Origin of the sequence: Streptomyces sp. NBC_00663, from assembly GCF_036226885.1 — a bacterium.
GTDB lineage: Bacteria > Actinomycetota > Actinomycetes > Streptomycetales > Streptomycetaceae > Streptomyces.
Map to the genome: position 1 here is coordinate 523,946 of NZ_CP109027.1, position 14,254 is coordinate 538,199.

The window sequence follows — 14,254 nt, forward strand, 5'->3', positions numbered from 1 at the left end:
GGTCCGACGTCACGTCACGGCCACGGCTCCGTCGGTCGCACCGTGTCGAAGGCGAGCCCGCTGGAGCTCTCCCCGGTGCCGGCCGCCTTCTCCCTGCGCACCCAGCTGTGCCAGGAGCCGTCGAACCAACGGGCCAGCACCGGGCGGCGGGTGACGTACACCCCGTCGCGCGGCACCTCCTCCTCGTGCACCCACAGTCCGGGCGTGATCAGACGGCCCTCGGGGCGGGCGTCGAGGCCGGGAGCGTTGAGGTCGGCCAGGCGGAAGCGGATCTCGGCGGTGCGGATCGCCTCGGGGACGAGGGGGAACCAGTAATCCGGCACGATGGTCTGCACCGCGTACGCGGGCAGCTCCCCGGCGGGGGTGGGCTCGGGCGGGGTGCCGCGTGCCCAGCGGTCGCGGCGGTCGACCGGTTCGCCCCGGCCGTCGGTGTAGTGGTGCTGAACCGCCCAGGCGAGGTTGGCCAGTTCGTCGCGGGCCAGCACCACGTGTTCGAGAGGCCGGCCCGTCTGGCCGGGCTCGGTGGGCAGGATCAGCAGACCGGACGCCGCCGGCTGGTCCGGATCGGGGCTGTCCAGGGTGAACATCGACCAGGACGGGTCGTCCTCACCGGCCCGCCGGATCAGATGGTGGCGGCCGAACACGTCACGTACCAGCAGCTGGTCCACGACGGTCAGGGAAGAGGTCGGCACTTCCAGGGGCACCAGGAACCAGTCGTTGCCGAAGACCGTGGCGAACGAGATCAGCAGCAGCCGGCCGGTGTCGAGCGTGGACACGTCCGTCGCGCCGAGGTCGACGCGCGCGTCCTCCATCTCCCAGAACCGGTCGGCCGGCAGCCCGCCGTAGCGCACGGTCGAGGGCAGGCCCTCCTCGGTGAACGGCCGGCGCGGTCCCTGCGGTGCCGCCTCGGCCTCGGGGTCGGGGTGGACGTCCAGGCCGTACCAGTCAAGACCGTCGCCCTGGTACTCCTCGGCGCGCAGCACCGTCCCGCCGGTGGACAGTTCCACGGCGTACTCGAAGCGGTGCGGATCGAAGCAGTCCGGGCCGTGCTCAGCGAGCTGTCCGGTCCACCAGGTGCGCCACCGCCCGACGACCTCGGCGAGGTGCGGGTCCGGTCCGCTGCCGAAGGTGCCCGCGTCCAGCGCCGCCGCCACCGACGCCGCGTCCGGCACGCGGCCGTCCAGCAGGCCGATCAGGCTCGCGTCCGGCTCTCCGGCCGGGAGCAGGTGGGCAGCGAGTGCCGTACGGGCGGCGGTGAGCAGTCCGGCGTCGTCGCACATCCGCAGCAGTGCGGCACCGCCCTCGGCGCGCAACCGCTCGTCGACCTGGACGGGTTCGTCCTCGATCTGCGTGTCCAGCGGCCCCAGGCGTGGATCGTAGGGAATCCAGTCCGTGCTCCCGCCCGGCCGCCAGGCGTCGATCGGCGCGCTGCCGCCGTTCATCCGGACCACCGCGGGCGAACCGGCGTCCTGGGCGGCGAACTCGCCGAACTGCCACTGCCGGGTGAGCAGCCACAGCGGGTCGTGCACCTTGGCGGCCAGTCCGGGTTCGATGTCGTTGGCGCGATGGCTGGGCTCCAGCCGGAAGGGCCCGTCCGGATCGGTGTTCGGCCGCCGGGTCTCCATCGCGGACAGGGCTCGGCCGGTCGCTCCCTGTTGGCTGATCCGGATGCCGGGGAGGAGGTCGTCCAGTTGCGGCAGGTCCTGGAGGTCGACGGCGCGCAGCTTGGCCAGTTCGAGGGTCTCGCGCAGCACCTGCACCAGGCCGTCGGAGGTCCAGCCGCGGCTCAGGTCGGGCGGCACGGCGATGAGGACGCTGTGCGGGGCCTTGGCGTCGGGGCGGTCGTAGTGGAAGGCGACCCCGGTCAGTTCGGTCTGCGGCGCGGCCTCGGCGGGTGGCGCGGCCTCGGGTGGCGGGGGCGGCTGGTCGGAGCCGGGCAGCAGTTCGATCCATTCGTCGAGGACGACACCGGTGACGGCCGTGCCGGGCGCGACGTCCACGGGGGCGTGCCAGACGAGGTGGGTGGTGGCGGGCGGGCGCTGCCCGGCGGGGAAGGCGCCGCCGATCCACGCGTCGCCGGCGCCCGCCGGATGCTGTGCCGCGCGCAGCCGTTCGGCCCGTTCGGCGCGGGTTCCGGCCAGCAGCAGCGTCTCGTGCAGGGTGCGCACCATCGGCCGTACGGCCGCGTTGCGCCGCAGCCAGTCCTCCAGTTCGGCACCGGGCACGTCGCCGGGCCCGGCGGGGAGCGCTGCGGGTGCGGTGAGCGTGGGCAGGAGGGGTACGTCCGCGCCGAGCACCTCGGCCAGGGTCGCGCGGGTCCGGGACAGCCAGGCCTCGGCCGTCTGCGGGGTGACCTGTTCGGCGGCCAGGTCGCGCAGTGCGGCCTGCGCCGGGTGTCCGGCGACCAGGGGGCTCGCGGCGAAGGCGGCGAGACGTGTCCGCAGCCCGGCCGTGTCGATCGTACGGCCGGCGGGGTCCTCGGGCAGGTGTGCCGGAAGCAGGGGTTGTGCGGTGGTCAGCAGCGACCGGATCCGGGCCGCCCGCCCGCGCAGACCGCTCCAGCCGGGTCCGGTGAACTCGACCGGTGTGTCCGGCGGGACGCCCATGGCGGTCCGAACGGCCTGCCGCAGCCCGGCCGGTTGGACGGCGGCCGCGTCCAGTACGGTCCGCAGGGCGCCCAACCCCAGCCGATCGGCGGCGAGTTGGAAAGCCGCCTGGCCGTCGGCCTGAGCGTCGCCGCCATGGTTGTGTCCGTCGGCCTGCGCGTCGGCGTCCTGGCTCCCGCCGTCGGCGTGTCCGCCGAGTACTCCGGTCAGCGTCCAGCCCGCCGCCGGGCCCAGCAGTTGGGCGGCCCAGGCCTCCAGGGCGGGTTGCAGCGCGGCGAGCGGGTCGTCGGGCCAGCCGGTCGGGGTGACGTCTGCGGGCAGCAGCGCGGCGACCCGGTGGGTGATGGCGCGGGCCCGGTGCGGTGTGCGCAGCACGCGGAAGGTGTCCGGCACGTCCTCGCCACGGCCGAGGGTGTCTGCGGTCAGGCCCGCGCGGATGGGATTGCCGCCCACCAACTGGTGCACGCTCTCGGCCAGTACCAGGTCACCGACCGCGTCCAGGGCGTCGACGAGGTCGTCCAGGAGCGGTGTCACCGCCGCCTGCTGGTCCGGCGGGACCAGGTTCAGCGCGCTGCCGCCGGCCCGTGCGAGGGCCATTCCGTCGACCACGTTGCGCGCCGCGATCACCTCCGCGCTGCGCGCCCACAACTCGGTGTCGCCCGCCTCTCCTTGCGGTTCGGGTACGACCGGCAGGGGGAACTCGCGGCGGAACTGTGGAACGAGATCGTCCAGTTGCGCGTCGTGCAGGGCCCGTTCGAACCGGTACCCCAGCAGGGAGCCCAGGTTCTGGCCCTGGCGCACCCCGCCGAGCAGCCAGCGGGCGACGCGGGCCCGGCGGGAGGTCAGGTTGACCGCGTAGGACTGTTCGTCGGGGTTGCCGAGGAAGCCCGAGCGCAGGACGGCCGCCGTGGCCGCGTGTTGCAGCGACGGCGCGTGGATGTAGCCGTCCTGGGCGGACATCTCGACGGTGGTGTCCACGTCGTCCAGTTCGATGTCGACCTGCTCGCGCGCCTCGGGCGGGAGCAGGTTCTCCACCCAGCCGTAGCAGCCGAACCGGACGCCCTCGACGCCGGACGCCCGCAGTTCGGCCAGCCGCCGTGACGCCAGTGAGGTGACCCAGGCGTCCAGCCGGTGCGCGTACGCGTCGATGACCTCCAGCAACAGCTCGGGCAGCCGGGTCACGGGGACGGCCGCGAGAGTCCGCAGCGCCTGTTCGAGCCGGGGCAGCGCGGCGGTGGCGCGGGTGGCGGCGGCGACTCGTTCGGCGCGCTCCTGCTCGTCGAGTCCATCGATGACGTCGGCCACCAGCTGGTCCACGTCGCTGGTGGCGGCGAGCGCCTGGCGCACGGGGTCGTCGGTGCCCTCCTCGCCGTCGTCGCCGTCGAAGAACGCCCAGTTGGGCAGGAACATCAGAGCGTCGAGCAGTCCGCTCGCGTCCGGTGGGGCCTCGATCGGGAACTCCTGCGGGGTGCCGTCGTCCTCGGGCGGCACCTCCCCGCCGTCCTGGCCGTCCTGCGGTTCTTCGCCCCCCTCGTCGGGGGTCTCGCCCTCGCCCGGCTCCTCGGCCCGCACTCCCGGAAGGTCGAAGAGCGTGCTGCGCCGGGGCGGGGTCTCGCGCCCCGAGGACAGCTCGACCGGCCACGCGGCGTCGAAGCCCGCGGCGTCCAACTGACCCGCGAGGAAGGCGCGTACGGCCCCCAGATAGTCCGCGGTGGCGGTGGCGCGGGCCGGGAAGGCGGTGGCGTCCGGGGTGAGCCGGGCGACGAACTCGGGGACGCCGGTCGTGTCGTCCAGGCCCCAGCCGAGGGAGGTCCAGCCGTCACCGCTGGTGGTCCAGCGCAGCATCCCGTCAGGTGCCAGTCCGGGCAGCCCGGGCCGGGCGGGGGGCTCGTCGCGCGAGGTCTTCGGCACGGCGAACGCGGGGCCGTCCATGCGGCGCATGGCGAGGCCGGTCGCCACGGGCAGCCGTTTCAACGCTTCCACGGTGACCTGGTCGACCGGCAGACCCGGCTGGACGTGGGGAACGGGATCGATGGGGATCCTGCCGTTCAGCGCCGCGCGCCAGCACTCGCGCAGCCGCAGCAGCCAGGGAGCGAGGAGAGCATCGACGTCACGGGTGCGTTCGGCACGCCAGTCGCCCAGCGCGGTCACCGGCAGCACGCCGTACGGCTGACGCCCGACCCGCAGCATCGGCAGTGGCCCGCGACCGCGCACATGGTCGGCGAGGTGGTCGCGGACGGCCCGCCAGGGGCGGCCCGGGGCGACGCCGCTGACCTGCCGGGTGCCCAGGTCGAGGGTGCTCAGCGCGGACTCGGCGAACCCCTTGCCGAGGGTGGGCCAGGTGAGCAGGGTCAGCGCGGCGACGGCCGACGGCTCGGGGTCGTCCGCGCCGGAACAGCCGCGCAGGAACCCGGCGTCCGGCAGCCCGAGCGCCGCGGCCAGCGCGTCGGCGACCGGACGCTGCCCCGCCTCCGGGTCGGGATCAGGACCGGGGTAGGCGGGCGCGGAGGACCAGCCGGAGCGGGAGCGCGGGGTGTTGTTGGTGGCGGTGCCAGAGGGCAGGATGCCGAGTCCGCCGGCGAACCGGTGGCCGTGCAGCAGGTCGCGCAGCCGGGCCGCGCCGTCCGCCGCGGAGTCGTCGCGGACCCCGACGACGAGCAGTTCGTCCAGGTGTTCGGTGCCGTCGGGCGGGAAGACGATCTCGATGCCCATGCCGGCCTTGAGCGCCTGGAACCAGTCGGTCTCCCAGCCCTCCTCCTCGGCGCGCAGGAGGCCGATGGGCAGCGGGTCGGGTACCGGGCGGCCGAGTTTGTCCACGACGATCTGGCCGTCGAGCAGGCCGAGGAAGCGCCAGCGTTTCGGCATCGCGACCTGCCGCTGCCGCTGTTGACCCGGGTCGTCGGGGCGCTCCTCGGGCGGCGGGGAGCCGGGGCGGGCGGCGCGGACGGCCCAGGACGCGCGGGCTGGGCGCAGCTTGCCGAGGACCTTCTGCCAGGCGTCGGGGCCAGGGTTTCGCCAGTACTCGGCGGCTACGGCCGCTTCGGCGGGGGTCAGCCGGGGGTCGAACGGGGAGAGCAGGATGTCGTCCGGGTAGATCCGCACGCGCAGGGTGCTCGGCTCCCACCAGATGGTCTCCACCCGTACCGGCAGCAGGGCGACGGGGTCGGTGTTGCCGTCGGGGAAGAGCGCCTCTCCCTCGCCCAGGGCGCGGGTCAGTTCCTCCTCGGCGTCGGCGAGGAGGCTGTTGGACTGCTCAGCCGTCCGCTGGAGGTCCGCGAGGGCGGCCTCGGCCTCGGTGAGCAGTTCGGCACTGGGGCGCTGGCCGATCTGGACGGGGTCGGGGAGCCCGGCCCGGATGTGCTCCTGGAGGCGCCGTACGACGGCCTCCTGCTCGTCCGCGAGGGCCTGGGCGGCATCCGCGTCGGTGCGTGCCCGGTCCAGTTGCGCGCGGGCGGCGAACGCGTCCGTCATGTCGGGGGTGCTCCTGTCCTCGCGCGGTGGTCAGCCGCCCAGCAAGGTGGTGGCCCGGAAGGCCAGTTGGAACGGCTGTTGGAAGGCGATGCGGGCCATGTCGGCCGGGTCGTGGCCCCACAGCGGGGGGTCGGGCTGCCGGGTCGGTGGTCCAGGTGCGTGGTCGATCCGGACGCACGCGGTCTCGGGCACTCCGACGGCCTCCCAGGTCAGGTCCGCCCAGGTCTTCAGCTCCTCGGGCGGCGATCCGGAGTCGAACCCGAACTGGGTGCCGCGCATGGGTTCGCGGAACACGAAGAACCAGTCCTCGGCGCGGGCCCGGGCCGCGTCGAGACCGGCGAACAGATAGAGCACCGTGGACTCGTCCAGCGCGAGCGGGGTGGCCGGCACTCCGTCGAACGTGAGGGGCAGCTTGCCGTCGACACCGCGTACGGCGAGCAGGGCGGTGCCGGGGAAGCGGCGCAGCAGGTCGCCGCGCACGAGGAGCACCAGGTTGCCCTGGCCGCCGGTGCGCAACTGGCTGCCCAGCGGGGTGTCCGGCGGCCACAGCGCGATCTCCTCGACGTCCTCGCCGTCGCCGGGCCAGAACCGGGCGAAGGGGGTGCCGCGCTGGTCGGTGGGGAACTCCCGCCACAGCAGTTCCCGGTTGAACTCGTGGTTGAGCCCGACGAGCAGGGCGGCGATGAACTCGGGGTTGGTCTCCAGCAGGGTCACCGAGTCGGGTGGCAGCGCGCTGATGCCGGGCAGCGCCCACTCCGGCCAGCGGGCCAGGAGTTCCTCGGCGATGGGCACGGTGAACTTCGGGTGGGCCATGATCGGCCGCAGGGGGCGGGCGTCGGTCGGGGCGCGCTCCGCCCAGAAGTCGGCGGGGATGCGGTCGCTCATGCGCAGCATCTGAAGCCGCGTCGCGGCGAGTCCGGCGCGCAGCTCGCCCGGCAGGCCGTTCTCGGGCGTGTCGTCGCCCATGACGCCCATGTCTCTCAGCCCCCGCGCCAGGACCGGGTCGGGCGGCTGCTCGTCGGGAGTGTCCCCGGTCGTGCCCCGCCGGGCGCGGCGGGCGAGGGCGCCGTTGCTGCGGGTCAGCCGGACGAACGAGGTGCTGGCCGTGCCGGCCAGCACCCTGTCCTTGGCCGAGGCCAGCAGACCGGCCAGGGTGGTCCCGATCGCCTCCGCCCCGGTCTCGGAACCGTCCGAGACCGGGGCGGCCAGAGTGGTCTCGGTCGCGACCGAGGCGGGGACCGACAGAGTCATGCGGCCGCTGACCGGTGCCATGACGGTGACGAGGTCGGCGACGTCCAGCGCGTCGAGGTGCTTGCGCTGGGCCTGTTCGGCCGCGGCGGCGGCCAGCTCCCCGGTCGCCAGCAGCCGGTTGGCCTGCCGGATCTCGCCGACCTGTTCCCAGGCCCGGGCCATCAGGAACTCCTGTTCCAGCTGTACGTAGCGGGTGCCGAGCGCGGCCGCCACCCGGCGGCGGACCTCCAGGTTGAGGGTGTTCATCCAGCTGTCCGGCTCGTCGGGCACGGTCTGCCGGCCGGTGTGGTGGCTGCCGTAGAGCGGAGGGGCCACGGCGACCGTGTCCCGGTCCTCGACCGGCTGTCCGTCGCCTTCCTCGGCCGGCTGTGACGTCCCCTCCTCGCCCGGTGTCACGGGCTCCTCGCGGCGCCGGGCGGGTGCGTCGAGGCGTTGGGTGAGCAGGGTGCGGAACCGGTCCTGTGCGGCGGGGTCCGACCAGGTCTCGGGCACCGCCGTGCCGGGGGCCCGCAGTGCGCCGTCCATGGGCACGGTGGCCGGCGCGGTGGCCGGCTCGGCGGGCCAGGGGCGGCCGACGTCGATGGTGCGGCTGCCGAGTCCGGCCTCGGCGGCGGGCCGGAAGCGCAGCCGGCGGGCCAGTTCCTCGAAGGTGCCCGCCTTCCCGGTGCGGAATCTCCACCAGTGGTAGACGGGCAGGTCGACGGTGTCCCGTCCGGCGACCGGCCAGGCGTCCTCGGTGGCCGCTCCCCCGGGCGTCACGTTCAGGCCCGCGTCGCGTCCGGCGGCGGTGGCGGGCACCACGGCGGCGATCCAGCCCCGGTCCGGGGCCAGTCGGCGCGGGCACAGCAGCCGTGCGACGACGTCGGCCGAGTGGGCGCGCAGCCCCTGCTCCACCAGCGTCCGCGCACCGATGTCGTCGGTGACGTTGTCGGGCAGCCGCGCCTCCACATGGGCCCAGGCCCACCGCTCGGCCAGTGGGGGCAGCGCGGCGACGGGAGCGGTGAGCACCGGGAGCGGGCGCGCGTCACGCGGTGGCGCCGCTTCGTCCTCGGCCAGCACGATCAGCGCGAGCCAGGGCTGCGGGGTGGGTCCGCCCGACGGGAACGCCGTTCCCGGGGACAGCAGCCAGGGCAGGTCGGCATGCGCCAGCTCGACACCGGCGAGCACGTTCTCCGCGGCGTCGGCGGTGCCGGGCGGTGGTTCCTCGCGCAGGACCATGGCGCGTTCGAACCCGAACACGTCGCCCGGTCCCACCAGCGACAGCGTCGGTCCCTGCACCGGCGGCAGCGCCTCACGGCGGCCGTCGAGGTCACGGGTGAACCGCGCCGACGTCGCCAGCGCCTGGCCCTGGGCCGAGGCGGCGGCCCCGAGCCGCGCCGAGGAGAAGAACCATCGCGTGCTCATGCGCCGCTCCCGCCGGGATCGAGGAACCGCGGCAGGCGTCGCCCGTGCCGCGCGCTCATGGGTGTACCTCCCAGCGCTCGACGAGCTGCACCGCGTCCTGCGGTCGCGCGAGTTGTCCGCGGACCGCCTCCCACGCGTCCGTCGTGGCGTCGACCAGGGTGATGTCGTCCAGCAGCGGTTGGAGTGTGTCGGCGGCGGCCACGCTGAGCGTCGGCGGGCGCACCTTGACGGCCGCCTCGGGCGTGCGCCACCGTTCCAGCCGCTCGGCGGCGCTGACCGCGTAGACCGCCTCACGGCGGAAGAAGCCCGGCCAGAAGGAGAACTGCCGCTCGGGCAGGGGCGGTTCGTATCCGGTCTCGTAGCCGTCGTCGACCCGGTGCCCGACGCCGACGCGGATGCCGTCGTCGGGCCCCGTCCGCAGTCCGCCGGCGTAGCTGACGAACGCGGTCCTGGTCAGCTGCTCGTCCTCGGTGAGGTCGAAGAACTCGCCGGGTACGAACCGCTCGGCCAACGAGGGAAGTCCGGCGGTGGACCTCGGCGTACCGAGGGTGATCTCCGTGATCGTCCAGGTCTGCACCGGCACCGGTCGCCGTTCGAACCGGGAGATCGGCACGCCCAGTGGCACGGCGTGCTGGGTGACCCGAAGGGTGGCGTCGGGGTGGACGAGGGTCCCCTGGTTCAGTTTCTCGGTCGCCGCGGGCGTGAACACCAGTGCGGTGCGCTCCTCGGCCGGCCGCTCCGCCGCCCAGGCCTTCGCCTGCGCCAGCTCCGAGGTCAGCGCCTCGATCGGCGGACGCGCGGGCTGCTGGCCGACCGCGGGCGGTGAGCCCCAGCGGACGTCGAAGTCCAGCTCGACGTCCCAGAACAGCACCGAGATGCTGCCGGTGCCGAAGGCGTGCCAGGGCGCCGGGCCCTCCAGGGTGAAGTCGAGGCCGATGCCGGCCAGTCGGTGGCCGAAGGCGCGCACCGCCACCCCGGCGCGTACGTGGACCGAGAACGCGAACGGGTCGAACACGAACAGTGCGTCAAGGCCCAGCCAGCCCTGCACCCCGCAGCCGGCGATCGAGGCGTCCAACTGCACCTGGCCGCCGAACATCAGCGCGTTGGAGGTGATGGCGAAGTAGGCCTCCATCCGCAGTCCGAACCCGTTGCCCGGGGCCAGGTCGACCTGGAGCCGGCGCAGCGCGGGCACCCGGGCGGGCCGGGTGTAGCGGGGGTGGAAGCCGCCGGCGGACAGGACGAACTCCGGCTGCGCGCCGCCGCGTACCAGCAGATACAGCTCGCCCCGCACGGCGAGTCCCACGATCCACGAGCCGGACAGCGACACCAGCAGTTCGACCAGCGGGACGGACGGTTCGAGCCGGCCGAGCACACTCGCCTGCAACCGGATGAGCGGCGCCGCCGGGTCGGGCAGCCCGACCAGCAGCCGTCCCACCAGGACCGCGCGTGCCGGGGCGGGCAGTTCCAGGATGAGGGCGCCGGACAGCGACACCATCCGTCCGCCCCAGGTGATGCGGACCATCGGCCCGACCAGGAAGCGGCCGGAGGCGACGGGGAAGGCGGCGCCGAGGGATCCAGTGATCTCCTGGGCGCGTTCCACCACGCGGTCCGGGAACAGCACATGGTCGGCGTTGCCGTCGCAGACCAGTTGCTGGAGGGCGGTGATGTCCGCGCGCCGGTTGACGCCGACCAGGCCGCCGACCGCGTCCAGCGCGAATCCGAGCCCCAGTTGGATGCCGGGGGCCGGGAACTGGGCGGAGAGCAGCACCAGGAAGCTGGTGGGCGTCTTTCCCTCGGGCGGCCGGAACAGCGCGACGGCCTGCACCCGCAGCACCCCGAGGTCGACGGAGATGAGCCCCGCGTATCCCTGGTCCGGGGTCCGTCGGACCACACCGCCGCCGGAGACGGGCGGCAGCTTCAGCTCGGTGCCGATGCCGTCCGGGAACAGTTCGCGCAGCCGGCTCGGGTCGAGGCCCGGGCGGCTCGTCGGTGACAGCGCCACGGGCAGGTCGATTCCGGCGCCGTCCAGGAAGACCCGCAGGGGCAGCCCCGGCAGCCCGGCGGTGGCGGAAACGGAGAGGGCGAGGCGTGGCCCGCCCGCGTCGGAGGTCAGTTCCAGGGCCGCGCCCCGGGTGGACACGGACGGCGCGTTCACCCGCAGCGAGAGGGGGATGCGCAGCGCGCCGGTCCCCGTGAAGCGCAGGCCCGCGGCCCCGTCCGCCCGGACGGTGACGTTGACCGGTCCGGAGCCGTCGGACATCGGGCTGCCACCGCCGAGGCCGACCAGTCTGGCCAGGGCGGCCGGCAGGAGGGCGGCGGTGAGCCGGCGCAGCTCGACCTCGACGGCCGCGGGCACCCCCGGGGCCACGGTCACCGTGAGGCCGATTCCGTCGACGCCGATGCCCGGCCCGTCGGTCATTCCGGCGGCCAGTCGCCCGGTGCGCTGGAGCGTGATGGTCGCGGTGCCGCCGGGAGGCGCGGGCGGCAGGCCGGGGCCGAAGGCGGCGTCCCAGCCCTCGGGCGGGGCGGCGACGGTCGCCTCCGCGCTCCACGTCTGCGTAGCCGTGGCGGGCAGGGAGAGGGCGGTCCCCGGGGTGACCACCACGTCGAACACCGGCCCGTCCGGGGTCACTCCGAGCACGGCCCGCCCGGATGGCGCTCCGGACGGGTCGGTGAGCACCAGGGCCACTCCTCGGGGCGCGCCGGGCGCCCGCCGCCAGCCGTGCAGCCGCAACGGCACCGGCGAGCCGGCTCCCAGGTCGCCGAGCATCTCCCGTACGAGTTCCACCAGCGAGTTCCCGGCGGGCAGCCGGTCGTGCACGGCGAGCAGCCGTCCGGCGAGGATCGTGCCGGCGGCGGAGGGATCCTCGCCGAGTTCGGGCAGATCGCGTACCAGGCCCTCCACGGCGTCCCGGGTCAGGGCGCGCAGTTGGTCGGCGACCTGGTGCAGGAGCTCGTGCGGGTCCATGGCGCATCACCCCTGGTTGGCTTCGCCGTTGTCGATGACCAGCGCGCGGTCGAAGCAACCGACGCCGAGCCAGCGGCCGTTGGGGCTGAACCGCATCGTCAGCACCTCTTCGGTGCTCACGGTGTACAGCTCATCGCTGTTGAGGTTGAACAGCCGCACGAGGTTGTCGATGCAGGCACTGGCCGCCAACTTGCCGTTCGGGCTGAACGCCACATGGGTGACGGCCCCAGGGGACGAACCACCGGCGACCAGCTTCGGCGCCCGGGCCTTCTGGGCCCCGGATTCCGCTTCCAGCACCCGCGCGAACCCGTCGGCGCCGCCGACCACGGTCCAGATGCCCTTCGGGTCGAACGCCAGGCAGCTCGGGGCGGTGACCTCGTCGCCGTCCTCGCCCCCGAGCCGCCACTCCTCCGCCCCACCCTGTGCCTTGAACATGCGGGTGGTGTCGTCCGCGGAGCAGCACAGCACCTTGGTCCCGTCCGGGCTGAACGCGACCGCGTGGACGGCGTTGCCGGGGGTCAGCTTCCCGAGCTCGGTGCCGGTGGCCAGGTCGAGGACCCGCGCCGCCCCGGCGAACTTGTGGTTCCCGCCGTGGCGTTCGTCGATGGCCAGCGCGATCCGGGTGCCATCCCGGCTCAGATCCACGTCGGCGATCAGCGGCGGGTCGACGCTGGTCCGCTTGACGGTCGCGCCGGTGGCCTGTTCGAGTACGGCGACCAGGGTGTCGGTGACGGCGACGAGCTGTCCGTTCGCGCCGAACCGCACGGTGTTGACCGAGTTCCCCGGATCGAGCGGGCCCTGCCAGACGACCGCGCCGGTCGTGCTGTCACGCAGCGACACCGACTCGAAGTCGGCTACGGCGATCTTGCTGCCGTCAGGGCTGAAGGCGATGCCGGTCACGGATCCGTCGACGGGGATGTCCAGCGGGACACCGATGCCGATCGGGCGCACCCGCAGCAAGGAGTCGCTGCCGGCGCTGGCGAAGCGGGTGCTGTCCGGGCTGAAGGCGATCGCCTGGACCGAACCGTCGTGCTTGACGGGAAGTGCCACGGTACCCGGCTCACTCATGAGCGGCTCCTCCTTGACGGCGAGGAGTTCGGCGGTGACGTCAGGCTGTCTGCGGATTGCAGCAACTCACCAGCCTAGCCGGATTGTCGGCGCTCGCCACTTGTACCGCCGCAGGTCACCGACCCGAACTGGTGTCGCATGGCGCGCCCCTCAGAGCGGTGCAAGCATGGAAGTGGTGTGATATGCCGCTCCGCGCTCTCGCGAGGAGGATGGTCATGGCGAAACGTCTGATCGTCTGCTGCGACGGCACCTGGAACTTCGCCGACCAGCCCAGCAAGACGAACGTCGCCAAGGTGGCCCTGTCCCTGCGTTCGGGAACCGCCGCCGGTAAAGAGCAGCGCATCTACTACCACAGCGGCGTAGGCACCCTTCGGCGGGAACGCCTGCGGGGCGGCGCGTTCGGCGTGGGCCTGTCGCGGAACATCGTCGACGCCTACCGCTTCCTCGTCGAGACGTACGAGCCCGACGACGAACTGTTCCTGTTCGGCTTCAGCCGGGGCGCGTTCACCGCGCGCAGCCTGGCGGGGCTGATCCGCAACTGCGGCATCCCGCGCCGGGACCACGCCGACCGGATCCCCGAGGCCTGGGCGCTGTACCGCGACCGAATCGAGCAGCCCAACGGCGCGGCCGCGACGCTGTTCCGCCGCTCGTACGCGCGCGAGACGGAGATCCGCTTCATCGGGGTGTGGGACACGGTGGGTTCGCTCGGTATCCCGGTCCCGGACGCGGCCTTGCTCCAGCCGGCCGCCAACCGGTTCAACCACCGCTGGGCGTTCCACAACACCGAACTGAGCGGCTGGGTCAGGGCCGCCTTCCACGCCCTGGCCATCGACGAGCAGCGCTCGGCGTTCCGGCCGACCCTGTGGCACCAGCAGCCCGGCGCCGCCGAGCAGGGTCAGGAACTCCAGCAGGTCTGGTTCTCCGGGGTGCACTGCGATGTCGGCGGCAGCTACATGGAGACGGGCCTGTCCGACATCCCCCTGCTGTGGATGGCCGATCAGGCGCGCCGCCACGGGCTGGAGTTCGACGACGACGCGCTCAGCGAGGCCGGGCCGAAGAAGATGGAGCCCGAGAAGAGCATCGACTTCCGCGTACGGCCGGACGCCCTGGGGAAAATGCACAACTCTCGGACCAAGATGTTCCGGCTGTCCAAGCCGCTGCACCGATCGATCGCGGCGGCGACGAACGACAAGGGCGAGCCCGACGGCAACGAGTTCCTGGCGGTGCCCGCCAAGGAGCGCTACGACCAGGAGCCCGGCTACCGGCCGCCGGAGCTGGACCGATATCTGGCCCGCCCGGAGCGGATCCGCCTGGAGCCCGTCCTGCTGCCCGGCCTCGCCGCCGGCCTACCGCCCCTGCCCACCGCGCCGTCAGCGCCGCCAGCGCCGTCCGGCCAGGAGGCACCGGCCGATACGAGCGACGGCCTCCACCGCACGACGTGACCCCGCCGTGGCCGCTCCGGCCACAGCCGCCGACTGCCTGACCA

Annotated in this window: 5 protein-coding genes; 1 reads left to right on the plus strand and 4 read right to left on the minus strand. The window is 73.9% G+C overall.

Translation table 11 applies throughout. The annotated features are described in order from the left end of the window. Positions 1 to 14: 14 nt before the first annotated feature. The 4 genes from OG866_RS02535 to OG866_RS02550 are packed head-to-tail and all read right to left on the minus strand — an operon-like array spanning position 15 to position 12,768. On the minus strand, positions 15 to 6,077 hold the full coding sequence (locus tag OG866_RS02535; RefSeq protein ID WP_329331656.1) for a hypothetical protein: 6,063 nt from the start codon (positions 6,075 to 6,077) through the stop codon (positions 15 to 17). A gap of 30 nt (positions 6,078 to 6,107) precedes the next feature. Beyond that, entirely contained in the window at positions 6,108 to 8,732 is a 2,625-nt protein-coding gene (locus tag OG866_RS02540; protein WP_329331658.1) for a hypothetical protein, read from the minus strand. Positions 8,733 to 8,787: 55 nt separating this feature from the next. After that, the gene (locus OG866_RS02545; protein ID WP_329331659.1) at positions 8,788 to 11,700 is read right to left on the minus strand and encodes a DUF6603 domain-containing protein; all 2,913 of its coding nucleotides are present in this window, start codon (positions 11,698 to 11,700) and stop codon (positions 8,788 to 8,790) included. A 6-nt stretch (positions 11,701 to 11,706) separates the two neighbouring features. After that, positions 11,707 to 12,768, minus strand: coding sequence for a WD40 repeat domain-containing protein (locus OG866_RS02550; protein ID WP_329331661.1), 1,062 nt, complete (start codon positions 12,766 to 12,768; stop codon positions 11,707 to 11,709). Positions 12,769 to 12,983: 215 nt separating this feature from the next. Here OG866_RS02550 and OG866_RS02555 point away from each other — a divergent pair, with 215 nt between their 5' ends. Further along, positions 12,984 to 14,210, plus strand: coding sequence for a DUF2235 domain-containing protein (locus tag OG866_RS02555; RefSeq protein WP_329331663.1), 1,227 nt, complete (start codon positions 12,984 to 12,986; stop codon positions 14,208 to 14,210). The last annotated feature ends 44 nt before the right edge of the window (positions 14,211 to 14,254 follow it).